The sequence below is a fragment of the Ralstonia pickettii genome (assembly GCF_000607165.1).
In the GTDB taxonomy this organism is placed as follows: Bacteria; Pseudomonadota; Gammaproteobacteria; order Burkholderiales; family Burkholderiaceae; genus Ralstonia; species Ralstonia holmesii.
Map to the genome: position 1 here is coordinate 294,831 of NZ_JFZG01000004.1, position 26,667 is coordinate 321,497.

General features: G+C 63.5%; 18 protein-coding genes and 2 tRNA genes. 16 read left to right on the plus strand and 4 right to left on the minus strand.

Annotated elements, in window-relative coordinates:
- Positions 1-2: 2 nt before the first annotated feature.
- The 13 genes from BG83_RS0104480 to BG83_RS0104540 all read left to right on the plus strand — a co-directional run bounded on the left by BG83_RS0104480 (position 3) and on the right by BG83_RS0104540 (position 16,173).
- The gene (locus tag BG83_RS0104480; protein WP_024975592.1) at positions 3-1,766 is read left to right on the plus strand and encodes an acyl-CoA dehydrogenase family protein; all 1,764 of its coding nucleotides are present in this window, start codon (positions 3-5) and stop codon (positions 1,764-1,766) included.
- Entirely contained in the window at positions 1,763-2,950 is a 1,188-nt protein-coding gene (locus tag BG83_RS0104485) for a CaiB/BaiF CoA transferase family protein (protein WP_024975593.1), read from the plus strand. Before BG83_RS0104480 ends, BG83_RS0104485 begins: the two co-directional genes overlap by 4 nt.
- Positions 2,951-3,030: 80 nt before the next feature.
- Positions 3,031-4,437 carry an MFS transporter gene (locus tag BG83_RS0104490; protein WP_024975594.1) on the plus strand — a complete coding sequence of 469 codons (1,407 nt, stop codon included), beginning with the start codon at positions 3,031-3,033 and terminating at the stop codon, positions 4,435-4,437.
- A 101-nt stretch (positions 4,438-4,538) separates the two neighbouring features.
- Complete coding sequence (locus tag BG83_RS0104495; protein WP_024975595.1) at positions 4,539-4,733, plus strand: hypothetical protein; 195 nt, start codon at positions 4,539-4,541, stop codon at positions 4,731-4,733.
- A gap of 295 nt (positions 4,734-5,028) precedes the next feature.
- Complete coding sequence (mnmC, locus tag BG83_RS0104500; RefSeq protein ID WP_024975596.1) at positions 5,029-7,047, plus strand: bifunctional tRNA (5-methylaminomethyl-2-thiouridine)(34)-methyltransferase MnmD/FAD-dependent 5-carboxymethylaminomethyl-2-thiouridine(34) oxidoreductase MnmC; 2,019 nt, start codon at positions 5,029-5,031, stop codon at positions 7,045-7,047.
- A gap of 244 nt (positions 7,048-7,291) precedes the next feature.
- Positions 7,292-8,635 carry a trigger factor gene (gene tig / locus BG83_RS0104505; RefSeq protein WP_024975597.1) on the plus strand — a complete coding sequence of 448 codons (1,344 nt, stop codon included), beginning with the start codon at positions 7,292-7,294 and terminating at the stop codon, positions 8,633-8,635.
- Positions 8,636-8,676: 41 nt separating this feature from the next.
- Positions 8,677-9,324 (plus strand): ATP-dependent Clp endopeptidase proteolytic subunit ClpP, encoded by a 648-nt coding sequence (gene clpP / locus BG83_RS0104510; RefSeq protein WP_024975598.1) that lies wholly within the window; start codon positions 8,677-8,679, stop codon positions 9,322-9,324.
- A 197-nt stretch (positions 9,325-9,521) separates the two neighbouring features.
- A complete protein-coding gene (gene clpX / locus BG83_RS0104515) occupies positions 9,522-10,796 on the plus strand; it encodes an ATP-dependent Clp protease ATP-binding subunit ClpX (protein ID WP_009238059.1) in 1,275 nt (424 codons plus the stop codon).
- Between the two features lie 169 nt (positions 10,797-10,965).
- Positions 10,966-13,380: an endopeptidase La gene (lon, locus tag BG83_RS0104520; RefSeq protein ID WP_024975599.1), complete on the plus strand. Its 2,415-nt coding sequence runs from the start codon at positions 10,966-10,968 to the stop codon at positions 13,378-13,380.
- Between the two features lie 103 nt (positions 13,381-13,483).
- Positions 13,484-13,810 carry an HU family DNA-binding protein gene (locus tag BG83_RS0104525; RefSeq protein WP_160169388.1) on the plus strand — a complete coding sequence of 109 codons (327 nt, stop codon included), beginning with the start codon at positions 13,484-13,486 and terminating at the stop codon, positions 13,808-13,810.
- A gap of 67 nt (positions 13,811-13,877) precedes the next feature.
- Positions 13,878-13,953, plus strand: a tRNA-Val gene (locus BG83_RS0104530).
- Between the two features lie 44 nt (positions 13,954-13,997).
- Positions 13,998-14,074: transfer RNA gene (locus tag BG83_RS0104535), tRNA-Asp, on the plus strand.
- 158 nt (positions 14,075-14,232) lie between these two features.
- On the plus strand, positions 14,233-16,173 hold the full coding sequence (locus tag BG83_RS0104540) for a SurA N-terminal domain-containing protein (protein ID WP_024975600.1): 1,941 nt from the start codon (positions 14,233-14,235) through the stop codon (positions 16,171-16,173).
- Between the two features lie 80 nt (positions 16,174-16,253).
- On the opposite strand, the gene lepB is transcribed toward BG83_RS0104540, so the two are convergent.
- Together lepB and BG83_RS0104550 are read right to left on the minus strand one after the other, a co-directional pair.
- Positions 16,254-16,946, minus strand: coding sequence for a signal peptidase I (gene lepB / locus BG83_RS0104545; protein WP_024975601.1), 693 nt, complete (start codon positions 16,944-16,946; stop codon positions 16,254-16,256).
- 74 nt (positions 16,947-17,020) lie between these two features.
- Positions 17,021-17,629, minus strand: coding sequence for an arylesterase (locus BG83_RS0104550; RefSeq protein WP_037031568.1), 609 nt, complete (start codon positions 17,627-17,629; stop codon positions 17,021-17,023).
- A gap of 73 nt (positions 17,630-17,702) precedes the next feature.
- Between BG83_RS0104550 and BG83_RS0104555 the strand changes: the two genes are divergently transcribed.
- Complete coding sequence (locus tag BG83_RS0104555) at positions 17,703-18,413, plus strand: ABC transporter ATP-binding protein (protein WP_024975603.1); 711 nt, start codon at positions 17,703-17,705, stop codon at positions 18,411-18,413.
- Positions 18,414-18,422: 9 nt separating this feature from the next.
- Here BG83_RS0104555 and pgi read toward each other — a convergent pair whose 3' ends face one another.
- Both pgi and BG83_RS0104565 read right to left on the minus strand, forming a co-directional pair.
- Positions 18,423-20,042: a glucose-6-phosphate isomerase gene (gene pgi, locus BG83_RS0104560; RefSeq protein ID WP_024975604.1), complete on the minus strand. Its 1,620-nt coding sequence runs from the start codon at positions 20,040-20,042 to the stop codon at positions 18,423-18,425.
- Between the two features lie 71 nt (positions 20,043-20,113).
- Positions 20,114-21,709, minus strand: a complete 1,596-nt coding sequence (locus BG83_RS0104565; protein WP_024975605.1) for a bifunctional ADP-dependent NAD(P)H-hydrate dehydratase/NAD(P)H-hydrate epimerase — start codon at positions 21,707-21,709, stop codon at positions 20,114-20,116.
- A gap of 85 nt (positions 21,710-21,794) precedes the next feature.
- Between BG83_RS0104565 and BG83_RS0104570 the strand changes: the two genes are divergently transcribed.
- Both BG83_RS0104570 and purL read left to right on the plus strand, forming a co-directional pair.
- Positions 21,795-22,364, plus strand: a complete 570-nt coding sequence (locus BG83_RS0104570; protein WP_024975606.1) for a winged helix DNA-binding protein — start codon at positions 21,795-21,797, stop codon at positions 22,362-22,364.
- 147 nt (positions 22,365-22,511) lie between these two features.
- The gene (purL, locus tag BG83_RS0104575) at positions 22,512-26,618 is read left to right on the plus strand and encodes a phosphoribosylformylglycinamidine synthase (protein WP_024975607.1); all 4,107 of its coding nucleotides are present in this window, start codon (positions 22,512-22,514) and stop codon (positions 26,616-26,618) included.
- Positions 26,619-26,667 lie beyond the last annotated feature (49 nt).

Sequence of the window (26,667 nt, forward strand, 5' to 3'; positions counted from 1 at the left end):
GCATGAACGACATCGCCCGCGAGCCGCTTATGACCCATCCCAGCGGCCACCAAAACATCCCCGACAGCCGGGGCATCAATTTCTTTCACGTCGATCCTGACCTCGGTCGCCTCTTGCGGTTGTATCTGGGCGACGCCCGATACCGCGAGCTGGAGCCCCAGCTCACGTCGCTCGGCCAGCGCGCCTCGGACGAACTTGACGCCTGGGCCATCAGCGCGGATCACAACCCGCCGCAGCTTCGCCACCGCACCCGCCGCGGCGAGCCCTTGCAGAGCATCGACAAGCACCCCGATTACATTGCGCTGGAACGCGTGGCCTATGCCGAGCTTGGTCTCGCATCGATGAGCCATGTCGGCGACGCACCGCCGCCGCTGGTCAAATACGCGCTCACCTATCTGTTCGTACAGGCCGAGTTCGGCCTTTGCTGCCCGGTCAGCATGACGGATTCGCTCACGCGCACGCTGCGCAAGTTCGGCGATGCGGCGTTGGTGGCGCGTTATCTGCCGATGCTGGCTTCGCGTGACTTTGATGTGCTGTACCAGGGCGCGATGTTCATGACCGAGCAGGCTGCCGGTTCGGACGTCGCCCGCATTGCCACGCGCGCCGCCTTGGAAACCGCGCCCGACGGCACGCAAGCTTGGCGGCTGTACGGCGATAAATGGTTCTGCTCGAACGCCGATGCCGACCTCGCTATGGTGCTCGCCCGACCCGACGGTGCGCCATCCGGCATCAACGGCTTGGCGCTGTTCCTCTTGCCCAAGACGCTGCGCGACGGCTCGCGCAACCATTACCGCATCGTCCGCTTGAAGGACAAGCTGGGCACCCGTTCGATGGCCAGCGGCGAGATCGTGCTTGAAGGCGCCACCGCATACCTCATCGGCGAGATCGGCCGAGGCTTCCACCAGATGGCCGACATGATCAACATGTCGCGCCTGTCGAACGGCGTGCGTGCTGCCGGCCTGATGCGCCGCGCCACCACCGAAGCGTTGCACATTGCGCGCAACCGCGAAGCCTTTGGCCGCAAGCTGATCGACATGCCGTTGATGCAGCGCCAGCTTCTGAAGATGCTGCTGCCGACTGAGCAGGCGCGGTCGATGTTCATGCAGATCGCGCAACTGCTGCCGCTGGCGGATGCGGGCGACGTGCAAGCCGCCAAATGCGTGCGCATCCTGACGCCGCTCATCAAGTTCCGCGCTTGCCGCGACGCCCGCCGCGTGACCGGAGACGCGATGGAAGTGCGCGGTGGCACCGGCTACATCGAAGAGTGGAGCGATGCGCGCCTCGTGCGTGACGCCCATCTGGGCTCCATCTGGGAGGGGACCAGCAACATCGTCGCGCTTGACATTGCACGCGCTGTGAAGCGCGAAGGCGCGTTGGAACCACTGCGTGCATATCTCATCGGCATGCTCGATGGCGTCACGCTGCCGGCGCAGAGCGATGCGTTGTTGCGCGCCACGCTCGACCGCGTATGCCGCGCAATCGCCAAAGTGGCTGAAGACGGCAGCGACGAACTGGTGCGTCAGGCAGGGTCCGCGCTGTATCACATCACCACGGCCATCTTCATGGCGGTGGAGGGCGTGCGTCTGGCGCCGGACCATCGCCGGCTGGCGCTTGCGCATCTGGTGCTACGTCACAACCTGCTGCCGGTCGATCCGCTGGCCTTGCCCGCGAACGATGACGCCTTGCTGCTCGATGCGCTCGTCAAGCAGCGCGAGGTCTCATTTGCGCTGGCCATGCAGGCCTTGCCGACCGGAGGCGCGCAATGAACGCAATCAACGGCGCGTTGCACGGCCTGAAGGTCATCGACCTGAGCCGGGTGCTCGGTGGGCCGTATTGCACGCAGGCGCTTGCCGATCACGGCGCGCAGGTCATCAAGCTGGAACCGCCTGTTGGAGACGAGACGCGCACCTGGGGCCCGCCGTTCGACGAGAGCGATACCGCCTGGTACTTCAACGGCGTCAACCGCAACAAGCTCGGTATCTCGGTCGACCTGTCGAACGAAGAGGGCCGCGCCGTGCTCTGGCAATTGCTGGAAGACGCCGATGTGCTGGTCGAGAACTTCAAGCCTGGCACGCTCGCCCGCTGGGGCATGGATTTCGAGCGCGACCTACAACCGCGCTTTCCGCGCTTGATCCACTGCGCCGTTTCCGGCTTCGGCCCTGACGGCCCGCTCGGTGGGCTACCCGGCTACGACGCCGCCATCCAGGCCATGGCCGGCCTGATGAGCGTCAACGGCGAACGCGACGGTGGCCCGATGCGCGTCGGCCTGCCGATCGTCGACATGGTGACCGGGCTCAACGCGCTCGCCGGCATCTTGCTCGCGCTGGCCGAGCGCGAGAAGAGCGGGCGCGGGCAATCGATCGATATTGCGCTGTATGACTGCGGCGTGTCGCTGCTGCATCCGCATCTGCCCAACTACTTTGGGTCGGGCAAGGTGCCACAGCGCAGCGGCAATGCGCACCCGAACATCGCGCCGTACGACAGCTACCAGACCGGTACCGCGCCGATTTTTCTGGCGGTGGGCAACGATCGCCAGTTCGCCAAGCTGTGCGCGCATATCGGTGCGACGGAATTGGCGCAAGACGCGCGCTTTGCCGGCAACCGCAGCCGCTGCGCGCATCGCGCGGCGCTGAAGCACGCGCTGGAAGCACACCTGGCGCGCTTCGACTGCGAGACGCTTGCGCAAGACCTGATCCATGGCGGCGTTCCGTGCGGGCCCGTGTTGAGTGTCGATGTAGTGGCGCGCCATCCGCATACGCTGCACCGGCAGATGGTGGTCGAGCTGGGTGATTACCGTGGGACCGGCTCGCCGATCAAGCTGTCGCGCACGCCGGCCACGTATCGCAACGCTCCGCCCGCACTTGGTGCCGATACCGATGCCGTGCTCGCGTCGCTCGGCATTGACGCAGACACCCGTCAGCGCTTGTTCCAGGCCGGCGTTCTGAAATGAAATAAAGCAGGTTCACCACAACAAGGCAGACAGCCCAGCAGAGGCTGCGCCAAACCAGCAGTACCACCAAGGAGACAAACATGCCTCACCAGCCTGCGCCCCAGACCGACGCGGCCGCAAACCTGCAACCGCGCCGGGCTGCGGTAGCCGCGTTTATCGGCACCACCATCGAGTGGTACGACTTCTACATCTACGGCCTTGCTGCCGCGCTTGTCTTCGGCAAGGTGTTCTTCTCCAAGACGCTGGACCCTGGCATCGCCACACTGCTGTCGTTCGTCACGCTGTGGGCAGGCTTTGCGGCGCGCCCCATCGGCGGGATCATCTTCGGCCACCTTGGCGACAAGATCGGCCGCAAGACCACACTCATCATCACGCTCATCCTGATGGGCGTGGCGACGATGGGAATCGGCCTGCTCCCGGGCTATGCGCAGATCGGCATGTGGGCGCCAGTGGGCTTGGTGGTGCTGCGCGTGATCCAGGGTGTGGCGGTGGGCGGCGAGTGGGGCGGTGCGGTGCTGATCGCCAGCGAGAGCGCGCCCAAGCGCAAGAGCATTCTGTACTCGGCGTTTGCACAGCAGGGTTCCCCAACGGGCAACCTGCTGGCGACGCTGGTGTTCTTTGCCCTGAGCGCATTGCCGACACCGCAGTTCTTGCTGTGGGGCTGGCGCGTGCCGTTCCTGCTGTCGGCGCTGCTGGTGATTGTCGGCATGGTCATCCGCCTGAAGCTGGAAGAGTCGGATGACATGAAACGCGTGCTGGCACAGAAGAAGACCGTCAAACTGCCGCTCAAAGACGTGGTGCGTGACCACTGGGGCCTCGTGCTGCTGGGTGCGGGCACGCTGCCGCTCATTCACGTGACGTACCTGAAGAGCAATTTCGCGCTCGCGTGGGCTACCAAGGAACTCGGCTACGCGCAGGACACCTTCCTCGGCATCATCGCGATTGCGCTGGTCGTGCAGTTCATTACGCAGCCACTCGGTGCATGGCTGGTCTCGCGCATGGACATGCGTCGAGCGATCTGCCTGATGGTGCTGCCTGAATTCCTGCTCATGCCGGTGATGTTCTTTGCCATCGAAACCAAGGTGGTCTGGATTGCGCTGCTCGGCATGTGCCTGGCAACGATTCCGCATTCGATGTTCTATGGCGCCATCGGCGGTATTCTGGCGCGCGTGTTCCCGACGCGCATTCGCTATACGGGCTTGTCGCTGGCGTATCAACTGTGTTCGCTTGTGGTGGGTGGCGGCACGCCCGTATTTGCGCAGTGGATGCTCAACAGGAGCGGCAATATCGTGGGCGTGGCGGTGTCGTCGGCGCTGTATGCGCTGGTGTCGCTGGCGTGCACGCTGGTGCTGCTCAACCGCACAGGCTACCGCGCAGACGAGTTGTCCACCGCCGAGCGCGCAGATGCAAGGGACCTGGGGCAGGGTGACGCCAATGTCTCGCGGCCGCTCAACGGCCCTGCACGCAAGCCGGTGCCTGCCGTCTGAGTAGCGGCCGGCACCGCGTCCTACACGAAACGTGCGGTGGCACACCTGCCGCACGTTCCCTACGATGGCAAGGGAAGCCATACGAAACGGGGAAGCGTGCCATGTCCATCTTTGACGAGAACGAGCATCGCGAGGCCTTCTGGGAAACCGTGCGCCAGGCGATTGAGGCGCGCCACCAAGCCGATGAGGCCCGTCGCGCCGGGCAGTTGACTGGGCTGGCAATCGGCCTGTCTGTGGGCGCGCTAGCGGTTGCGCTGATGGCGTGGCGGCGCCGGTCCCGGGACGATGTGGCCTGAAGCCATCTCGCTGCTTAACGCCGATGCCTTGCGCTCCCTTCCGGATTCCCGTCTATAGGGCGCGGCGGAGGTGCTGCCTGACACCCTCATGCGTGGGCTGGCAGCGCCGTAGAGACTGGATGGAGGGGCGGAGCCGCACGCTTATCTGGCCGCAACAGCCAAGCATCCGATGATCGTGCAGATGGTGAGTCTGGAGGACCCAGGCTCTGGCCTGAAGACGGCAGACGGACTGCTTCAGATCAAGGCGCAAGGGGTGGGCGGCGTTACAATTCGCCGCTTCCTCCCAGGGTGTTCCATGCCACGCGGCCTCGTTCTCGCCACGCCTCAGCTCACGTCGGACGGCACGCCGTTCTCCACGCAATACGACGACGTCTATCACAGCGCTGAGGGCGGTCTGGCGCAGGCGCATCACGTTTTCCTGGGCGGCAACCGCTTGCCGGCCGCGTGGCAGGGCAAGCGCACCTTCACCATCGTCGAAACCGGCTTCGGCCAGGGCCTCAATTTCCTAGCCACATGGGCTACATGGCGCGACGATCCGCAGCGTTGTGCTCGGCTCGATTTCGTCTCGATTGAGAAGCATCCGTTCGATCGTGCTGGCTTGTCGATCGTGCATCCGAAAAGCGGCGCGCTGGCCCCACTGGCCGAGATGCTCCGTCAGTCGTGGCCAGTGCCGGTACCCGGCGTGCATCGCCTGGAGTTCGACGGCGGCCGCGTCACCCTCACGCTACTGTTTGGGGATGCGATGGAGACGCTGCCACAACTGCCGTGCGCCGCCGACGCGTTCTATCTCGACGGGTTCTCTCCTGCCAAGAACCCTGATCTGTGGCAGCCTCGCGTGTTCAAGCAGCTTGCGCGAGTCGCTCGCGCGGGCGCCACATTGGCCACGTACACCGCTGCAGGATTCGTGCGACGCGGCTTGCAGGAGGCCGGCTTCGAGGTGCACAAGGCGCCCGGTTTCGGCTCCAAGCGCGACATGACCGTCGCGCAGTTCCCAACCCATTGGCGCACACGGCGTGGGCCGGCTGAAGCGCCCGCCTGGAGCCAGCGTCACGCCATCGTGCTTGGCGCCGGGCTTGCGGGCTGCTCTGTTGCCGAGCGGCTCGCATCGCGCGGCTGGCGCATCACGCTTATCGACGCAAACGACGGCCCCGGGCGCGGCACGTCGGCCCACCGCGCAGCGGCCATGCACCCGCATGTGTCCATCGACGACAGCGTGCTCTCGCGCTTATCGCGCGCCGGCAACCTGCTCGCACGCCGCCATTGGGACGCACTCGATCGCGCCGGCTTTGCCACAGGTTTCCAACCCACCGGCGTACTGCAACTCGCCGAACACGCCGACGACGCTGTCGAGCAGCAACGCATCGTGCAAGCGCTCGGCTATCCGACCGATTACATCGATTGGCTCAACGTGGACGAAGCCGCCCGGCGCGTCGGTGCCAGCGTGCCGCAGGGCGGCTGGTGGTTTGCGCAAGCCGGGTGGGTCGCGCCGCCTGATGTTTGTCGCGCCAATCTCGCCGCTGCTGGCACCGCAGTTGATGCGCGTTGGAATGCGCACGTCGAATCGCTGCGCCAAGTCGGCGATCAATGGCATGCGCTGGATTCCCAAGGCAAGGTGATTGCGAGCGCGCCGGTCGTCGTCCTCGCCAACAGCTTTGGTGCCGCACGCCTGGCTCCGCTGACATCTGCGTCGCTCAAGCCAGTGCGCGGTCAACTCACCGATGTGCCCGTGAGCAGTTTGGAGGCGGGTGCCGCGTGGCCGAAAACCGTCGTCTGCGGCGATGGTTACCTGCTGCCCGCCGAATCGTGTGCGAAAACGGTGCGCATGGGCTCGTCGTTCCAACCGGGCGAATCCGATCTGGCCGAGCGCATCGCCGATCACGCGGCCAATCTCGGACGACTGGCCCGGTTGCAGCCGCAGCAATCGGGCGCGCTGGCGAAGCTAGATCCTGCAGCGCTGCATGGTTATGTCGGTGTGCGGTGCGTTTCCGCGAATCGGTTGCCGTTGATCGGCCCACTGGTGGATGAGGCGGCGGCCATGGCGCCCGGCTTTCGTTTGCGCGGCCCGCACGCGCAACTGCCTCGCCTCGCCGGGCTGTATGCGGCGCTTGCGTATGGCTCGCGCGGGCTCACATGGTCGGTGCTGGGCGCGGAACTGCTTGCGGCCCAGATCGACGGTGGTCCGTTGCCGCTTGAATCCGATCTGGCCGCAGCGCTTGATCCTGGCCGCTTTACCCTGCGGGCATTGCAGCATCGACGCACGCAGGAGCAGGCCGCCGCACCCGCGGAAAACGAAATCGCGGGGCCACTGGATTAACGCCCCGTTTGAAGGGTTTTCCAAGCGTTCCGACCCAAAAAATCAGGGCCGGTGAACGTTCCATGCCATAATATGCGTTTTGCGTTTGCCAGCCTGAACGCGCCCGTTGTGCCGCGCATTGTGCAGTGAAGCGGCCCTCGCGCCGCATTCCTGCAAGCCCGGCAAGACCAAGAACTTTGAACCACGGCTGCTGCTGGCGCTGCGCCGTTCGACGCAACCATCTTCTGAATCTGGAATTACGACCATGTCGACTATCGAAAACCTCGGCAAGCTTGATCGCAAAGTGACCCTGGCTGTCCCGAAGGCCGAAGTGGAGCAAGAGAAGCAAAGCCGTCTGGCGCGTCTGTCCAAGACCGTCAAGATGTCCGGCTTCCGCCCGGGCAAGGTCCCGATGAAGATGGTCGAGAAGCAATACGGCCAACAAGTCGAATTCGAGGTGCGCTACGACAAGGCCGCCCGTCAGTTCTTCGACATCACCAACGAGCAAGGCGTGAAGGTTGCCGGCCAACCGCGCTTCGAGCTGAAGACCGAAGGCGTGTCCGATGACCAAGTCGCGTTCGATGCCACTTTCGAGGTGTATCCGGAAGTTAAGCTCGGCGATCTGGCTGGCGCGGAACTGACCCGCACCAAGACCGAAATCACCGATGCCGAGATCGACAAGACGCTCGACATCCTGCGCAAGCAACGCGTGCATTACCACCCGCGCGGCGAAGCCGGCGAGCATGGCGACGGCGGTGCAGCCGTCGCACAGGACGGCGACCGCGTGACGGTCGATTTCGTCGGCACGATCGATGGCGTGGAATTCGCCGGCGGCAAGGCTGAAGGTTTCAGCTTTGTGCTGGGTGAAGGCCGCATGCTGCCCGAGTTCGAACAAGCCACGCTGGGCCTGAAGCAGGGCGACTCGAAGAAATTCCCGCTGGCATTCCCCGAGGACTACCACGGCAAGGACGTCGCCGGTAAGACGGCTGAATTCACCGTCACGCTCAAGCAGGTCGAGTGGGCGCACCTGCCGGAAGTCAACGAAGCCTTCGCGCAATCGCTGGGCATCGCCGACGGCAACCTCGACAAGATGCGCGCCGACATCCGCGAAAACCTCGAGCGTGAAGTCAAGCGCCGCACGCACGCGCTGCTCAAGGACCAAGTCATGGAAGCGCTGCTGAAGGTAGCAGAGCTGGACGTGCCGAAGTCGCTGGTCGAACAAGACCAGGAGCGCCTGGTTGAAATGGCGCGCCGTGACCTCGAGTCGCGCGGCATGCCGAACGCCAAGAACATGCCGATCCCGGCCGAGATGTTCACGCAGCAAGCCGAGCGCCGTGTGAAGCTGGGTCTGGTGCTGGCCGAAGTCGTGAAGGCCAACGGCCTGGAAGCCAAGCCGGAACAGATCAAGGCCGAGATCGAAGAGTTTGCCAAGAGCTACGAAGATCCGAAGGAAGTCATCCGCTGGTACTACGGCGACCAACAGCGCCTGGCCGAGATGGAAGCCTACGTGCTCGAAAACAACGTGGTAAATTTTGTGTGCGACAAGGCCAAGGTAACTGAGAAGGCTGTGTCGTTCGAAGAGCTGACCGCCACCCCGGCGCAAGGCTGATTCGATCGATAGAGTTTCCGAAATAAGCACCGGAGAACCGCATGATCCGCAATGAACTGATCGACCAACTTGCCCGCACCCAGGCTTCCGCGCTCGAAACGCAGGGGCTCGGTCTGGTGCCGATGGTGGTCGAGCAGTCGGGCCGCGGCGAGCGCGCCTACGACATCTACTCGCGCCTGCTCAAGGAGCGAGTGATTTTCATGGTGGGCGAGGTCAACGACCAGACTGCCAACCTCGTGGTGGCACAGTTGCTGTTCCTGGAAAGCGAGAATCCGGACAAGGACATCTCGCTGTACATCAATTCGCCGGGCGGTTCGGTATCGTCCGGTCTGGCGATGTACGACACGATGCAGTTCATCAAGCCGGACGTGTCCACGCTCTGCATGGGCATGGCAGCCAGCATGGGCGCGTTCCTGCTGGCGGCCGGTGCGAAGGGCAAGCGCCTGGCCTTGCCGAACTCGCGCATCATGATTCACCAGCCTCTGGGCGGTGCACGTGGCCAAGCTTCGGACATCGAGATCCAGGCGCGCGAGATTCTGTACCTGCGCGAGCGCCTGAACACTGTGCTTTCGGAAGCGACCGGTCAACCAGTTGACAAGATCGCTCGCGACACTGATCGTGACAACTTCATGAGCAGCGAACAGGCCAAGGAATACGGCCTGATCGACCAGGTCATCGCCAAGCGCTGAAGTGTCGAAGTCATGCGCTGATGTGCGCGGTAGGCGGTATTGTCGGTGCGCTCCACGACACACCGGTTAACCGCGTCAAACATGTCAAGCGGTGTCAAAAACGAGGCCTCGCGCCTCGTTTTTGCTTTGAACAACACCTGCGGATCGTCGCCAGATAATTTGGCGTATGATGCTGCCAAGAACTACTGGTAATCGTTATGGCGGACAAGAAAGGCTCGACTGGCGAAAAGCTGCTGTACTGCTCGTTCTGCGGCAAGAGTCAGCATGAGGTCAAGAAACTGATTGCCGGCCCCTCGGTCTTCATCTGCGATGAATGTATCGACCTGTGCAACGAGATCATCCGGGACGAAGCTGCCATCTCCGAAAAGGAAGGGGGTCTGGCAGTCAAGTCCGATCTGCCCACGCCACATGAAATTCGCCAGAGCCTTGACCAATATGTGATCGGTCAGGAGCAGGCCAAGAAGATCCTGGCGGTCGCGGTTTACAACCATTACAAGCGTTTGAAGCACCTCGGCAAGAAGGACGATGTCGAGCTGTCGAAGAGCAACATCCTGCTCATCGGGCCAACTGGCTCCGGCAAGACCTTGCTCGCTCAGACGCTGGCGCGTCTCTTGAACGTGCCGTTCGTCATCGCCGACGCCACTACGCTGACCGAAGCTGGTTATGTAGGCGAGGATGTCGAAAATATCATCCAGAAGCTGCTGCAGAACTGCAATTACGAGGTCGACAAGGCCCAGCGCGGCATCGTCTACATCGACGAGATCGACAAGATTTCGCGCAAGTCTGACAACCCTTCCATCACCCGGGACGTTTCTGGAGAAGGCGTGCAGCAAGCGCTGCTCAAGCTGGTTGAAGGAACGATGGCGTCGGTGCCCCCGCAAGGTGGTCGCAAGCATCCGAACCAGGACTTCCTGCAGGTTGATACAACCAACATCCTGTTCATCTGCGGTGGGGCGTTCGATGGTCTGGAGAAGATCATCATGCAGCGCTCCGACAAGACCGGTATCGGTTTTGGTGCGGAGGTGCAGAGCAAGGAAGAGCGCGACGTCAGCGAAGTGCTGCCGCAAGTGGAACCAGAAGATCTCATCAAGTTCGGTCTGATTCCCGAGTTGATCGGCCGTCTGCCCGTGGTGGCGACGCTGGCCAAGCTCGACGAGGCTGCCTTGATGGAAATCCTGGTCGAGCCCAAGAATGCAATCGTCAAGCAGTACCAGAAGCTGCTGGCAATGGAAGGGGTGGAACTGGAAATTCGTCCGAGCGCGCTGACGGCAATCGCCCGCAAGGCGATCAAGCGCAAGACGGGGGCGCGCGGTCTGCGTTCCATCGTCGAGCACGCTTTGATGGATGTGATGTATGACCTCCCCAACCACAAGGGTGTGCAGAAGGTGGTGATCGATGAAAGTACGATCTCCGACGAGGGCAAGCCCTTGCTGATTTACGAAGAGCAACCCAAGGTTGCAGGTTCCAACTGACGCGAATGCCCGGCCGGGATGCGCAGTATGCGTCCCAAGCAGGAAGCCGTTCGCTCGCGAGCGGCTTTTTTGCTTCGGGAAACTGGGTCGGCATGCGACTTGCAGCAGCGGTCTTGTAAAACCGTCGCTGTGCCCAATTTAGCCCTTACATGACTTTCTGGGGAAAATAATGTCCGGAACCCAACTTTTACCCGCTGAGCAGATTCGCCTGCCGCTGTTGCCGCTGCGTGACGTGGTGGTGTTTCCGCACATGGTGATTCCGCTGTTCGTGGGGCGCCCCAAATCCATCAAGGCACTGGAAGCTGCGATGGAGGCGGGCAAGAGCATCATGCTCGTGGCGCAAAAGACCGCCGCCAAGGACGAGCCGACCGACAAGGATCTCTACGAGGTCGGCTGTATCGCCAACATTCTGCAGATGCTGAAGCTGCCGGACGGCACCGTGAAGGTGCTGGTCGAGGGCACGCAGCGCGCCAACATTCTGTCCGTTACCGACGACGAATCGCACTTCTTCTGCGAAGCTGTGCCCGTCGGCCCGGAACCCACTGAATCGGCCGAGACCGAGGCGCTGCGTCGCGCCATCGTGTCGCAGTTCGATCAGTACGTGAAGCTGAACAAGAAGATCCCGCCTGAGATCCTGACGTCGCTGTCGGGCATCGATGAGCCGGGTCGTCTGGCCGACACCATCGCCGCGCATCTGCCGATCAAGCTCGAGCAGAAGCAGAAGATTCTCGAGATGTTCAACGTGACCGAACGTCTGGAGAGCCTGCTCTCGCAACTGGAAGGTGAGATCGACATCCTCCAGGTGGAAAAGCGCATCCGTGGCCGCGTCAAGCGCCAGATGGAGAAGAGCCAGCGCGAGTATTACCTGAACGAGCAGGTCAAGGCGATCCAGAAGGAACTGGGCGAAGGCGAGGAAGGCGCCGATCTCGAAGAGCTGGACAAGAAGATCAAGGCCGCCCGCATGCCCAAGGAGGCCAAGAAGAAGGCCGAGTCCGAGTTTAAGAAGCTCAAGCTGATGTCGCCGATGTCGGCCGAGGCAACGGTCGTGCGCAACTACATCGACACGTTGGTCGGCCTGCCGTGGCGCAAGAAGAGCAAGGTCAATAACGACCTGTCGAACGCCGAGCAGGTGCTGGATCAAGACCACTACGGCCTGGAGAAGGTCAAGGAACGCATCCTTGAGTACCTCGCAGTGCAACAGCGGGTCGACAAGCTGAAGGCGCCGATCCTGTGCCTGGTGGGGCCGCCGGGTGTCGGCAAGACCTCGCTCGGGCAGTCGGTGGCGCGTGCAACGAACCGCAAGTTCGTGCGCATGGCGCTGGGTGGCGTGCGTGACGAGGCCGAGATTCGCGGTCACCGCCGTACGTACATCGGGTCGATGCCGGGCAAGATCCTGCAGAGCCTGACGAAGGTCGGCGTACGCAACCCGCTGTTCCTGCTCGACGAAATCGACAAGATGGGCGCGGATTTCCGAGGCGACCCGTCTTCTGCTCTGCTCGAAGTGCTGGACCCGGAACAGAACCACACGTTCCAGGACCACTACATCGAGGTGGACTTCGACTTATCGGACGTGATGTTCGTAGCGACGTCGAACTCGCTGAACATTCCGGCACCGCTGCTGGACCGGATGGAAGTGATTCGTCTGTCGGGCTACACGGAAGACGAAAAGGTCAACATCGCCCGCCGCTATTTGCTGCCCAAGCAGATCAAGAACAATGGTCTGAAGGAAGGTGAGATCGAGGTGACCGAAGCCGCCCTGCGCGACATCATCCGCTACTACACGCGGGAAGCTGGTGTGCGTTCGCTGGAACGTGAGGTCTCGAAGATCTGCCGCAAGGTCGTCAAGCAATTGCTGCTGAAGAAGGAAGCCAGTGCGTCCGTGAAGGTCGATTCGGACAATCTGGACAAATTCCTTGGCGTGCGTCGTTTCGACTTTGGTCTGGCCGGCAAGGAAGATCAAGTCGGCCAAGTGACCGGTTTGGCATGGACCGAAGTGGGCGGCGATCTGCTGACCATCGAAGCCGCGCTGATGCCGGGCAAGGGCAATATCACCCGCACGGGTTCGTTGGGCGACGTAATGAAGGAGTCGGTCGAGGCTGCGCGCTCGGTGGTGCGTTCGCGATCGGCGCGCCTGGGTATCAAGGATGAGATGTTCGAGAAGCGCGACATCCACATCCACGTGCCCGAAGGTGCGACGCCCAAGGACGGCCCGTCTGCAGGTATTGCGATGACGACGGCGCTGGTGTCGGTGCTGACCGGTATTCCGGTGCGTGCTGATGTCGCGATGACCGGCGAAATCACCCTGCGCGGCGAGGTACTGCCGATCGGCGGCTTGAAGGAAAAGCTGCTGGCTGCACACCGCGGCGGCATCAAGCTGGCGCTGATTCCGGAAGAAAACGTCAAGGACCTGGCGGACATTCCGGACAACGTGAAGAACAGCATCGAGATTCAGCCGGTGCGCTGGATCGACAAGGTGCTGGAACTCGCGCTGGTGCGCAAGCCGGAGCCACTGCCGGAAGAAGAAGCCAAGCCGGCACCCGCCAAGGGCGACGACGGCAAGTCGCAGGAAATGGTGCATCACTGACACCGTAGCCTGCCAAGGTTGAGGAAGGGCCCGACATGTTCGGGCCCTTTTTCTTTGCGCAGGCTGCGACGTGTAGCACACAGTTCTTCGCCTTGACACGTCGATTGGCGGCCACTTTAATGAATCCACACTAGCGGGTGTTCGGGGAGGTGGCACGATGAACAAGACAGATCTCATCGACCATGTGGCGGCGCAAACTGACATGTCAAAAGCCGCGGCGGGGCGCGCCATTGACGCGCTGATCGACGGTATCAAAGATGCGTTGTGCGACGGTGGGTCGGTCACGCTGGTCGGCTTCGGTACGTTCCTGGTCGGCAAGCGATCTTCACGTAATGGACGCAACCCGCGCACGGGGGCCGCCATCACCATCGAAGGCGGTAAGGTTGCGAAATTCAAACCTGGCAAAGCGCTGAAAGATGCGCTAAACTAGCGGGCTTTGGTGCTCGTGGGTGACAACACGGGCGCCGGACAGTCCGGCTCACGCCGGCAGTACGAACGGGTGCTTAGCTCAGTTGGTAGAGCAGCGCCCTTACAAGGCGCGGGTCGGGAGTTCGAGCCTCTCAGCACCCACCATCGTTCGTATTGCCGCTCCTGTGTCGGGTGGTTCGACCCAATCTGGAGCGGTAGTTCAGTCGGTTAGAATACCGGCCTGTCACGCCGGGGGTCGCGGGTTCGAGTCCCGTCCGCTCCGCCAAAATCCTGTTCAAAGGCCCGATTCGTTCGGGCCTTTGTCTTTTCAGCGGCGAATGCGTTGCAAGTCATGTCTGCACGCTGTGCCGTGATTGTCCGGAATGTCGGCGGCACCTGATAGAATCGCCGGATTTTCCATCTTCCATTCACCTCCGGTCCAGCATGCTTGATTTCGTACGTACGCATCGGCGCTTGATGTTTCTGGTGCTGCTGATTCTGGTGTTCCCGTCGTTCGTGTTCTTCGGTGTGCAGAGCTATTCGAGCTTCATGGACAGCTCGCATGACGCCGCCAAAGTCGACGGCAAGGTCATCTCCACCAACGAAGTCGACGCGCGCGTGCGCGAGCAGACAGAGCGTCTGCGCCAGATGCTTGGCGCGCAATATGATCCGCGCCAGTTCGAAGGTCCGCAGATGCGCCGCGATGTGCTCGACGGCATCATCCAGCAACGCGTGCTGGCCAATGAGGTCGTGCATGCGAACCTGACCATCTCGAACGAGAAGATTCGCGACACGATCCTGCAGATTCCGGCCGTGGCAGCGCTGCGCAAGCCGGATGGCTCGTTCGACCAGGAAGCCTACGTGCGACTGCTGGCTGCACAGAATATGACGCCCGAGCAGTTAGAAGGCAATCTGCGGTTCGAGCTGTCGCAGCAACAGATTCCGCAATCGATTGTGTCGTCGGCGTTCGTGCCGAAGTCGCTGGTGGAGCGACTGATCCAGGTACGCGATCAGCAACGTGAAGTGCAGGCGCTGCTGTTCAAGCCGGCTGACTATGCTGCAAAGATCAACCCGGACGACAAGGCGATCCAGGCTTATTACGACGCGCACCAGCAGGAGTTCTCCGTGCCGGAGCAAGTCAAGGCCGAGTATGTCGTGTTCTCGGGCGAAGACATGATGAAGCAGATTCCGGTCACGCCTGAGCAGATCAAGGAGTACTACGACCAGAACGCTGCGCGCTTCAAGACGCAGGAAGAGCGCAGCGCCGCTCACATCCTGATCAAGCTGCCGGACAACGCCAAACCTGCCGACAAGGAAACCGCCAAGAAGAAGGCCGAAGAAGTACTCGCCGAGGTGCGCAAGAACCCCGCGAGCTTTGCCGAACTGGCCAAGAAGTACTCGGGCGATCCGGGTTCGGCTGCGCAGGGCGGCGAGTTGGGCTTCCTGGGCAAGGGTGCGACCGTGCCTCCGTTCGAGAACGCGCTGTTTGCCCTCAAGCAGCCAGGTGACATCAGCGATGTGGTCCAAAGCGATTTCGGTTTTCACATCATCAAGCTGGAAGAAGTGAAGGGCGGCGGCGTGCAGCCGTTGGAAGCTGTCAAGCCGGAGCTTGAACGCGAACTGCGTACGCAACTCGCCAACAAGAAGTACTCGGAGCTGGCTGATGCGTTCTCCAACACCGTGGAAGACCAGTCCGACAGCCTGAAGCCGGTGGCTGACAAGCTTAAGCTGCAGATTCAGACGGCCGACAACGTGACCCGCACGCCGAGCCCGGCGCAGTCTGGCAGCCCGATCGGCAATGACAAGGTGGTCAAGGCGCTGTTCGCAGACGACGTGATCAAGAACCACCGCAATACGGCCGCCATACAGGTGGGCCCGACCACGCTGGTTGCGGCGCGTGCGGCGGAGTATCGTCCGGCCACGGTCAAGAAGCTGGCCGACGTGCGTGAGCAGGTCAAGGCCAAGGTGATCGCCGAGCAAGCGGCTGCGCTGGCCAAGAAGGCTGGCGAAGAGAAACTGGCCGCCGTAAAGCAGAGCAACAGCGCCGATGGCTTCAGCGCCGCACAAACCGTCTCGCGCCAGCAGGCGCAAGGCACGTCGCCCGCTGCACTGACGGCCATCCTGCGCGCCGATGCGACCAAGCTGCCGGCCACCATCGGCGTCGACCTCGGTGCCCAGGGCTACGCGCTGTATCGCATCAACAAGGTGCTGCCGCCGGCCAATGTGGATGAGGCGCGCCGTGCTGCCGATGCGCAGCAACTGGCTCAGGCCGCTGGTCAGACCGAGTTCAACGCCTACTACGAAGCACTGAAGGCGCGTTCGAAGGTGAAGATCAACAGTAACGTGATTGACACCAGCAAACCTGCCAATACGGCAGAGGACTGATACGGCGCGCAGCAGGTAGCCTGACGAAAAAGCCCCCTCAACAACGAGGGGGCTTTTTTTTGCGTATTTTTTTCGGGCGACTAGTCCAGCGGTTTGCCGATGCGCGCGAGGCGCGGCATGTACAAGTGGTCCGGATCGAATGAGAGTGCCACGTGGGAAGCGCGGGCGATCAGGTTCTTGCGCGGCACGAGGCCGAAGTAGCGGGAGTCTCGGCTGTTGTCGCGGTTGTCGCCCAGCATGAGGTAGCGGTCTTGAGGGACGGTGATGGGGCCGAAGCTGCGCACTGCTCGCACTTCCGGCAAGACCATCACCGTGTGCTCGCGGCCGGGCAGGGCTTCGGACCAGAGTTCGTGCGGCAGCGCCGCCGTCGCTTGGGGCAACGCTCCGGGCGCGACGTCCGGCAATGGGGTATAGGCGATGTGCTGGTGGTTGATGTAGAGCGCTTCGCCGCGCATTTCAACGACATCGCCGGGTAGACCGATCAGCCGCTTGACGAGCTTTGTGCCGTCTTCCGGTGAGGAGAAGACGACAACATCACCACGTCGCGGCTCGCTGCCGCGCTTGAGCCAGACGGTGGTGGCCGGTACGCGCACACCGTAAGCCAATCGGTTCATCAGGATGTAGTCGCCCTCGATAAGGGTCGGGTTCATTGAGCCGCTGGGCACGACTGCCCAGTCGGCAATGCAGGCGCGGAAGGCAAAGAGCAACGACATGCCGACCAGGAACCGCTTGTTGTCGCGCGCTGCACGCAGCCCGTTTGCCAGAAGCTTCATGGTGTCCGCCCGTGTGAGATGTGGCCGCGCGTTCGACTTAGAAATCCGATGCACCTGATGGCGCCGCAGAATTGTCATCTTCCGACCCGCGCTTTGAGAAGAGGTTCCAGTTTGGGCCACACGTTATCGAGCATCGTCGGTTGCGCTGCGGCAATGGGGTGGATGCGGTCTTCCTGGAACCAGTCCGGCCGTTGCGCAACGCCCTCGAGCAGGAATGGCACCAGCGGCAGCTTGTACTGCTGCGCCAGCTTGCCGAACATGGCGAAGAAGCGCTCGCTGTAATCCGGGCCGTAGTTGGGCGGGATGCGCATGCCCACCAGCAGCACCTTCGCGCCTGTCGCTTGCGAGGCTTCGATCATTGCCTTGATGTTGCCTTCGCTGGAGGCGAGGGAGAGGCCGCGCAGCGCATCGTTGCCGCCCAGTTCGAGGATCACGACAGAGGGCTTTTCACGCGCCAGCACGGCGGGTAGGCGTGAGCGGCCGCCGGCCGTGGTGTCGCCGCTGATGCTTGCATTGGCGACGCTATAATCGGGCTTCCGTTCTTTGAGGCGCCTGTCGAGCAACGCGACCCAGCCTGTGCCTTGCGCAAGGCCGTATCCGGCCGACAGGCTGTCACCCAGCACCACCACGCGATGCGATGCCGGCGCGCCTTGTGCTGCAGCCGTCTGTGCGAATGGCAGCATGCCAAACACTGTGCAGCCAAGTGCTGCTACAAGTGACTTCACGCTGCGCCTTCTACTACCTACCAGTCCAATCATGTCGTCTTCCGCTACCTGGGTGATTGATGTCGATTCGCTGCACAAGACTGTGCGCGATGCCACCGGTGAGTTGCCTATTCTGAGCGATGTTGCCTTCCGTGTGGAACGGGGCGAGACACTGGCCATTGTTGGCGCTTCCGGCTCGGGCAAATCGACGCTGCTTGGTTTGCTCGCAGGCCTGGACTTGCCGACATCGGGTTCGGTCAAGCTGCTGGGCAACGACCTGTTCAAGTTGGATGAGGATGGTCGCGCGGCCGTGCGCGGCAGCCACGTAGGCTTTGTCTTCCAGTCGTTCCAGCTGCTGCCACATCTGACGGCGCTTGAGAACGTGATGCTGCCGTTGGAGTTGCAGGGCGATGTCAGCACCGCGGAAATGCGCCGTCGCGCCACGGTTCTGCTGGAGCGCGTCGGCCTGGGAGCACGGCTCTCGCACTATCCGAAGACGCTGTCCGGTGGCGAGCAGCAGCGTGTGGCCCTGGCACGCGCGTTCGTGACCGAGCCCGACATTCTCTTTGCCGACGAGCCGACAGGGAGTCTCGACACCGCCACGGGAGAGGCCGTTATCGCGCTGATGTTCGAACTCAACCGCAGTGCCGGCTCCACGCTGGTGCTGGTGACGCACGACCGCTCCGTCGCGGCGCGTTGCAGCCGCATTCTCACCATCGAAGCCGGGCATCTCGTCGGCGACGAGACCGTTACCGAACTCTGAACGTTTGCGTCAGAGTGCGGCTTTGGCGCGGCGGATCAACGCCGCCGTCGACGCGTCATGCGCCACAGAGGCTGGCGCACCTTCCAGCTCTGCCTGGATCGGCTTGGCGAGTTTCTTGCCAAGCTCCACGCCCCACTGATCGAACGAGTTGATGTTCCAGACCGCGCCCTGCACGAAGGTGCGGTGCTCGGCGCAGGCAATGAGCGCGCCGAATGACGCGGCGTCGAGCCGTTCCATCAGGATGGTCGTGCTCGGGCGATTGCCTTCGAACACCATGTGCGGCACGAGTGCTTCGTCGGTGACGCCACCCGCGCGGACTTCATCCGCGGTGCGGCCGAGCAGGAGCGCCTCGCCCTGCGCGAAGCAGTTTGCGAGCAGTTTGGCGTGATGGCCGGGCAGGCTGCGCACCGGCTCCAGCGTGGTGATGAAATCCACCGGCACGATCTGCGAGCCTTGGTGGATCAGCTGGAAATACGCATGCTGTCCGTTGGTACCGGCCGTGCCCCAGACGATGGGGCCGGTGTCGGTATCGATGGCTGCGCCGGTCCGCTGGACGGATTTGCCGTTGCTCTCCATCTCCAGCTGTTGCATGAAGTCGGTCAGCAGCTCCAGTGGCGCGCAGTAGGGCACGGTACAGGCGCTCGCCGCGTCGAAGAAGCCGCGATACCAGACCGACAACATCCCGAGAATGAGCGGCAGGTTTTCACGCGGCGCGGCTGTGGCGAAGTGACGGTCCATCGCGCGCGCGCCGTCGAGCATCGCTTCAAATTGCTGCGGCCCGATCGCCAGCACGATAGACAGGCCCACCGCCGACCACAGCGAGAACCGCCCGCCAACCCAATCCCAGAACGTGAACATATTGTCCGGGTCGATGCCGAACTGGACGACCGCCTCGCGGTTGGTGGAGACGGCGACAAAGTGGTGCTTGAGCTGGCTTTCGGCCACGCCATGCTCGACAAACCAGCGGCGCATGCTGTGCGCGTTGGCCATTGTCTCGAGCGTGGTGAACGTCTTCGAGCAGACGATGGCGAGCGTGGTGTCCGGGTTCAGGTGGTCGAGTGTTTCGGCCAGGTCCGTGCCATCGACGTTGGAGACGAAATGTACGCGCACCTGCGGCACGGCAAGGTGGTCGAGCGCGCGGCACACCATGCGCGGGCCGAGGTCCGAACCGCCAATGCCGATGTTGACGATGTCCGTGATGCGCTGGCCGGAATGGCCCGTCCAAGTGCCGCCATGCACGCGGTTGGCGAAGTCGTGCATCTGGGCCCGCACGCGCAGCACTTCGGGCATGACGGGCTCGCCGTCGGAGCGATAGTTGTCTTCCGCTTGTCCGCGCAGGGCCATGTGCAAGACGGAGCGGTGCTCGGTGTTGTTGATGCGGTCGCCGCGCAGCATGGCATCACGCAGTGTGAGCACGCCGGCCTCGTCGGCCAGTTGCAGCAGCAGGGCGAGCGTCTCAGGGGTAATGCGGTTTTTTGAGTAGTCCACCGTCAGGCCAGCCGCTTCCAGCGTGAAGGCGCGTACCCGTTCCTCGGCGTCCGGCGCAGCAAACCAGTTGCGCATATGCGTCGCGCGAATCGATTCAGCATGTTGCGTCAGGGACTGCCAGGCGGGTAGGGCTGTGGGCATACGGCGTGATGTGACGTGAGGTGGGTGCGGGAAAGCGAATGCGCAGTATAACGGCGCTGTATGACGCCTTTCTATCGGCGAACGTCCGACGCCAGCAGGGCGTTGAGCGCACGTCGTGCCGGCGCGCATAGCTCGCTGGCGTGCAAGCCGATGGGGCCGACGCCCGCCTGGACAAGATCGTCGGCGGCGCGCCCGTGCAGCCACACGGCCGCGAGTGCGGCTTCGCGCGCACCCATGCCTTGCGCAAGCAATGCGCCGATCATGCCGGTCAACACATCGCCTGTACCACCGGTGGCGAGTCCGCCGTTGCCGGTGGGGTTGACGGCTGGCGGGATGCCCGGCGCCGCGATAACCGTGCCCGAGCCCTTGAGCACGACCACCGCACCCGTCCGATTGACAAGCGCCTTGGCGGCGGCAAGTCGATCCTGCTGGACGGCGTGCGCATCGGTATGCAGCAGGCGCGCGGCTTCCAGCGGATGCGGTGTCAGTACCAGCGGGACATCGCTTCCGGCAAGTTGTGTGAGGCGCGCGAGCAGGGCTGGCGTTTTCGCAAACAGGTTGAGTGCATCGGCATCGAACACAGCAGGCGTGCGCGCCGAGAGCATGCGGTCCAGCAGATGTTCGAGCGCGCCTTCTGACTCTTTGCCGATGCCCATGCCGGGGCCCACGGCCAGCGCCTGCATGCCGCCCAGATCGAGGGTGCCCCAGGTGTGCAGCATCAATTCAGGTTGCGCGGGGTCGACACGCGGTGCATCGGTGGCAAGGGAGACCACGTGCACCTTGCCCGCGCCCAGATAGAGCGCGCCGCGCGCGGATAGCAGCGGCGCCCCGACCATACCGGTCGCGCCCCCCACGATTGCCACGCTGCCGTATGTGCCCTTGTGGCCGTTATGCCGGCGGCGCGGCACGTGCGCGAGCCAGCGTGACGGCGCGTTGACGAAGGCGTCCGCTTCAATCACGCCGTCATAAGCGGCCTGCGCGGCTTGCAGGTCGGCCAGCGCAATGTCACCGGCGGCATCGCGGCCATCGCCCGTCAGCAAGCCCGGCTTGACGGCGAGAAAGGTGATGGTGGCGCGCGCCTGGATAACAGGTGAATCTGGCGCGGGCGGCTGGCCCGTATCGCCATTCAGGCCCGAGGGAATGTCCAGTGCGTACACCGGCAGGCCGCTGGCGTTGATGGTGTCGACCAGCGCCGCATGCAATCCCGTCAACGGCCGGCCGAGTCCGATACCAAAAAGGCCGTCGACGATGGCGGAGGTGGGGGCCGGCACCGAAGCCGTCGTGTGCAGACGTTCGATGGGGACATTAGCGGCACAAGCCTCCGTCCACGCGCGGCGCGCATCGTCGGGCAGCTTGGCCGGGTCTGCGGCAAGCCACACCGTGACGGCGCGCCCGGCCAGATGCAGCACCGTCGCCGCAACGAGCGCATCGCCACCGTTGTTGCCTGGGCCGGCAACGAGCAGCACGTGCCCATGTGGCGCGCGCGTCTGTAGCCAATCGGCGGCAGCTTCGCCCGCGCGCGCCATCAGGGCGAAGGGTTCGAGGGATCGGTACGCCGCCGCTTCCAGTGCGCGGATGCCGGCCGTGCCGAAGAGCAGGTCGGCGCCGGTGTGTGCGGCCAGGGCACCGTCGATCAGGATTTCGCGCCAGGCGGGGTGTGAGGACATGGCAACTACGCTTTCCACTGTGCAGACATGACGATCTATTCTCTTACAATAGCCCGCGTTTCCGGTCCTTTCTCAGCCCGTTGCAATGTCCAAATCGCCGACCACCCCGAAAGCTGATCTGCCGCAATCCGCAGCCAATGAGGACGCAGGCAAGGGCGGGCCGATCGTGTCTTCGTCACACCTGGTGTCGGCGCGAAGCCCAGAACTGTCGGAGTTCGAGTTTGCGCTCAATACCGCCTACAACGCCTACAACCGCTGGTGCGTGCGCTGCATGGCAGCCGCCGGCGTGCGCGACCTGACCTTCCTCGATGTGCTGGTTGTGCACCACGTCAACCACCGCGGCCGCGCCAAGCGCCTGGCCGACATCTGCTTCGTGCTCAACGTGGAAGACACCCACCTTGTGACGTATTCGCTCAAGAAGCTGCAGGGGATGGAGTTGGTGGAAGGCACGCGCAACGGCAAGGAAGTCACCTACACCACGACTGAAGCTGGCGAAAAGGCCTGCGCCCGCTACCGCGAAATCCGCGAGCAGTGCCTGACCAGCAATATTTCGCCCGGCGGCGAGGAAAATGCCGAGATTGGCGAACTGGCGCGCCTGCTGCGCGTGCTGACGGGCCTGTACGAGCAGGCAGCGCGGTCCGCCACGTCGCTGTAAAACGGGCGTTTGCAGTCGGTTGCAGCCGAGGCAGCGCCATTTTCGGCCGATTTGAGGGTCGGTAACGCGGGCAGGGCAAGGTACAATAGCGGTTTCCCCGCGCACGCCGGGGACCTCCTCTTCCAGCTACTGCCTGCCTTGCCCACCATGGCGCATTTCTCGTGCTTTCCCGGCGCTCTCGCGCTGTCCGCCTTCCGTCAGCAACGCCTGCTTTCCACCCTCAAGCGCATCGATCCCGATATCGATGCCGTCAGTGCCCAATACCTGCATTTCGTGGCCGCCGACACGCCGCTGTCGGCCGATGAATCTGCCCGTGTGCAAGCGCTGCTGACCTACGGTTCGCCAGCCCCGGCCGATGTCGAGGGCGACCGCTTTGTGGTGATCCCGCGCTTCGGCACGATCTCGCCGTGGGCCAGCAAGGCAACGGAAATCGCCCGCCACTGCGCACTGCCGCAAATTCATCGCATCGAGCGCGGCGTGGAATTTACCGTCACGTGCAAGAAGGGCCTCATCCGCAGCCTGACCGGTGCTGCTAAGCACCTGGACGACGCCACCCGCGCCGCCGTGGCCGAGCATTTGCACGACCGCATGACCGAAACGGTCATCGACTCGCGCGAAGCCGGCTACGGCCTGTTCGACGTGTTGCCCGCCAAGGCATTGCGCTTTGTGGACATTGGGGGCGGCCATGATGCTGGACGTCGTGCGCTGGAAGCCGCCAACGTCGAGATGGGCCTGGCCCTGTCCGATGATGAAATCGACTATCTGGTCGACGCCTACCGCAAGCTCGAACGCAACCCGACCGACGTCGAGCTGATGATGTTCGCGCAGGCCAACAGCGAGCACTGCCGCCACAAGATCTTCAACGCCGACTGGACCATCGACGGCGAGACGCAGGACAAGTCGCTCTTCGCGATGATCCGCAACACGCACCAGCTCGCGCCGCAGGGCACGATCGTCGCGTATTCGGACAACGCCGCCGTGATGGAAGGCGGCATGGCCGAGCGCTGGTTCCCGCACGCAGGCACGGAAGGCGAGACGGGCGTGCCGCAATACGGCCGCCGCGAAGCGCTCACGCACACGCTCATGAAGGTGGAGACGCACAACCACCCGACGGCCATTTCGCCGTTCCCGGGTGCGTCGACCGGCGCGGGCGGTGAAATCCGCGACGAAGGTGCAACGGGCCGCGGCGCCAAGCCCAAGGCGGGCCTGACCGGCTTTACCGTGTCGAACCTGCTGCTGCCGGAAGCCGTGCAATCGTGGGAAAACGCCCGCGATACGGCGCAACCCGTGGCACACCGCAACCCGAATGAAGCCGCACCAGGCCCCGTCGGCAAGCCGGACCGCATCGCTTCGCCGCTGCAGATCATGATTGAAGGCCCGATCGGCGGCGCTGCCTTCAACAACGAATTTGGCCGGCCCAACCTGGGCGGCTATTTCCGCGTCTACGAGCAAAACGTCGGCGGCACCGTGCGCGGCTATCACAAGCCGATCATGATTGCCGGCGGCATCGGCAATATCGACGCAGGCCACACGCACAAGCACGGCCTGCCGGCCGGTACGCTGCTGATCCAACTTGGCGGCCCCGGCATGCGTATCGGCATGGGCGGCGGCGCTGCCAGCTCGATGGCCACCGGCACCAATACCGCTGACCTGGACTTCGATTCCGTCCAGCGCGGCAACCCCGAAATGCAGCGCCGCGCGCAGGAAGTCATCAATGCGTGCTGGGCACTGGGCGAAGACAACCCGATCCTGTCGATCCACGACGTGGGCGCCGGCGGCATCTCCAACGCCTTCCCTGAAATCGTCGACGGCGCCGAGAAGGGCGCGCGCTTCGACCTGCGCCAGGTGCATCTGGAAGAGTCGGGGCTCTCCCCGGCGGAAATCTGGTGCAACGAATCGCAAGAGCGCTACACGTTGGCGATTGCCCCCGGCGATTTCCCGCGCTTCCAGGCCATGTGCGAGCGCGAGCGCGCGCCGTTTTCGGTGGTCGGTTTCGCCACGGATGAACAGCAACTGCAAGTCGTCGACGGCGACACTGCCCCCGACGTCGCCGAGCACTTCCCCGTCAACATGCCGATGGACGTGCTGCTCGGCAAGCCGCCGCGCATGCACCGTGATGTGCGTCGCGTGGCGCAGGAATTTCCGGAAGTCGATGTCACCGGCCTTGACCTGGAAGTCGTCGCGCGCGACGTGCTGCGCCACCCGACCGTTGCCAGCAAGTCGTTCCTCATCACCATTGGCGACCGCACCGTTGGCGGCCTGAACACGCGCGACCAGATGGTCGGCCCGTGGCAGGTGCCGGTGGCCGACGTGGCCGTCACCACGCTGGACTACAAGGGCTACGCCGGCGAGGCGATGACGATGGGCGAGCGCACGCCGCTGGCCGTCATCAACGCACCCGCGTCGGGTCGCATGGCCATCGGCGAGTCCATCACGAACATCGCGGCCGCTCCCATCGACTCGCTCACGCAGCTCAAGCTGTCGGCCAACTGGATGGCTGCCTGCGGCGTGAACGGTGAAGACGCCCGCCTGTACGACACCGTCAAGGCCGTCGGCATGGAGCTGTGCCCGGCGCTGGGCATCAGCATTCCGGTGGGCAAGGATTCGTTGTCGATGCGCACCAAGTGGGAAGACGAGGGCGCAGCGAAGGAAGTGGTTGCGCCCGTGTCGCTCATCGTCTCGGCTTTCGCGCCGGTGACGGATGTGCGCAAGACGCTCACGCCGCAACTCAAGCAGGTTGAATCGGCCAATGCGCCGGCCGACACCACGCTGATCCTGATTGACCTGGGCCGCGGCAAGAACCGCATGGGCGGCAGCATCCTGGCGCAGGTCACGGAGCAGATCGGCAACAGCGTGCCCGACGTAGACGACGCCGAAGACCTCAAGCGCTTCTTCGCCGCCATCCAGCAACTGAACGCGACCGGCTCGCTGCTGGCGTATCACGACCGCTCGGACGGCGGCCTGTGGGCGACCGTCTGCGAAATGGCTTTCGCCGGGCACTGCGGTGTGTCGATCAACGTCGACATGCTCACGCTCGACGGCGCACATGAGTCCGACTACGGCGACGCCAAGAACTGGGCGCAGCAAGTCTCCGGCCGCCGTGCCGACCTGACGCTGCGTGCGCTGTTTGCCGAAGAGCTTGGCGCCGTCATCCAGGTGCCCCTGGCTCAGCGCGACGCTGTGTTCGCGGTGCTGCGCGAGCACGGCCTGGCCGGCTGCAGCCACGTGATCGGCGCACCTAACGCCAACGACCACATCGAAATCTGGCGCGACGCCAAGAAGGTGTTCAGCGCGCAGCGCACGGAACTGCAACGCACGTGGACGGACGTCTCCTGGCGCATCGCCAGCCTGCGCGACAACCCCGAGTGCACGCAGAGCGAGTACGACCGCATTCTCGACGCGCAAGACCCGGGCATCTCGCCCAAGCTCACGTTCGACATTGCGGAAGACGTGGCCGCACCGTTCATCGCCACGGGTGCCCGCCCGCGCATGGCGATCCTGCGCGAGCAGGGCGTGAACTCGCAGGTCGAAATGGCCTACGCGATGGACAAGGCCGGCTTCGACACTTACGACGTCCACATGAGCGATCTGCTGGCTGGCCGCACCACGCTCGCCGGCTTCAAGGGGTTCGTTGCCTGCGGCGGCTTCAGCTACGGCGACGTGCTGGGTGCGGGTGAAGGCTGGGCGAAGACGATCCTCTTCAACAGCATGCTGGCCGAGCAGTTTGCGGCGTTCTTCAACCGCACCGATTCGATCGCGCTGGGCGTGTGCAACGGCTGCCAGATGATGGCGAACCTCGCACCGATCATCCCGGGCGCCGGCGCATGGCCGAAGTTCACGCGCAACCAGTCGGAACAGTATGAAGGCCGTCTGGTGACTGTGCAGGTCGAAGCATCCCCGTCGATTTTCTACGCGGGCATGGAAGGCAGCCGCATTCCCATCGTCGTCGCGCACGGCGAAGGTTATGCCGATTTCTCCCAGCAGGGCGACATCGGCAAAGTGGCCGTTGGCCTGCGCTACGTCGACAACCGCGGCGAAGTCACGCAGACATATCCGTTGAACCCGAACGGCTCGCCGCAGGGCATTGCCTCGGTGACGACGCACGACGGCCGCTTTACCGCGCTGATGCCGCACCCGGAGCGCGTGTTCCGCGCCGTGCAGATGAGCTGGCATCCGAAGGAATGGGAAACCGCCGGCGACGGCAGCAGCCCGTGGATGCGGATGTTCCGCAATGCCCGCAAGTGGATGGGCTGACCTGCCTGCTGCACCAGTAAAAAACGCGCCGGGGTGACTCGGCGCGTTT

Bases quoted from the DNA above. Each gene is read 5' to 3' on its own strand.
- pgi (WP_024975604.1), bottom strand. From the start codon at position 20,042: ATGCCCACAGCCCTACCCGCCTGGCAGTCCCTGACGCAACATGCTGAA.
- lepB (WP_024975601.1), bottom strand. From the start codon at position 16,946: ATGAAGCTTCTGGCAAACGGGCTGCGTGCAGCGCGCGACAACAAGCGG.
- tig (WP_024975597.1), top strand. From the start codon at position 7,292: ATGTCGACTATCGAAAACCTCGGCAAGCTTGATCGCAAAGTGACCCTG.
- purL (WP_024975607.1), top strand. From the start codon at position 22,512: ATGGCGCATTTCTCGTGCTTTCCCGGCGCTCTCGCGCTGTCCGCCTTC.
- BG83_RS0104480 (WP_024975592.1), top strand. From the start codon at position 3: ATGAACGACATCGCCCGCGAGCCGCTTATGACCCATCCCAGCGGCCAC.
- clpX (WP_009238059.1), top strand. From the start codon at position 9,522: ATGGCGGACAAGAAAGGCTCGACTGGCGAAAAGCTGCTGTACTGCTCG.
- lon (WP_024975599.1), top strand. From the start codon at position 10,966: ATGTCCGGAACCCAACTTTTACCCGCTGAGCAGATTCGCCTGCCGCTG.
- BG83_RS0104565 (WP_024975605.1), bottom strand. From the start codon at position 21,709: ATGTCCTCACACCCCGCCTGGCGCGAAATCCTGATCGACGGTGCCCTG.
- BG83_RS0104495 (WP_024975595.1), top strand. From the start codon at position 4,539: ATGTCCATCTTTGACGAGAACGAGCATCGCGAGGCCTTCTGGGAAACC.
- BG83_RS0104570 (WP_024975606.1), top strand. From the start codon at position 21,795: ATGTCCAAATCGCCGACCACCCCGAAAGCTGATCTGCCGCAATCCGCA.
- mnmC (WP_024975596.1), top strand. From the start codon at position 5,029: ATGCCACGCGGCCTCGTTCTCGCCACGCCTCAGCTCACGTCGGACGGC.
- BG83_RS0104485 (WP_024975593.1), top strand. From the start codon at position 1,763: ATGAACGCAATCAACGGCGCGTTGCACGGCCTGAAGGTCATCGACCTG.
- BG83_RS0104550 (WP_037031568.1), bottom strand. From the start codon at position 17,629: ATGCTGCCATTCGCACAGACGGCTGCAGCACAAGGCGCGCCGGCATCG.
- BG83_RS0104490 (WP_024975594.1), top strand. From the start codon at position 3,031: ATGCCTCACCAGCCTGCGCCCCAGACCGACGCGGCCGCAAACCTGCAA.
- clpP (WP_024975598.1), top strand. From the start codon at position 8,677: ATGATCCGCAATGAACTGATCGACCAACTTGCCCGCACCCAGGCTTCC.
- BG83_RS0104555 (WP_024975603.1), top strand. From the start codon at position 17,703: ATGTCGTCTTCCGCTACCTGGGTGATTGATGTCGATTCGCTGCACAAG.
- BG83_RS0104540 (WP_024975600.1), top strand. From the start codon at position 14,233: ATGCTTGATTTCGTACGTACGCATCGGCGCTTGATGTTTCTGGTGCTG.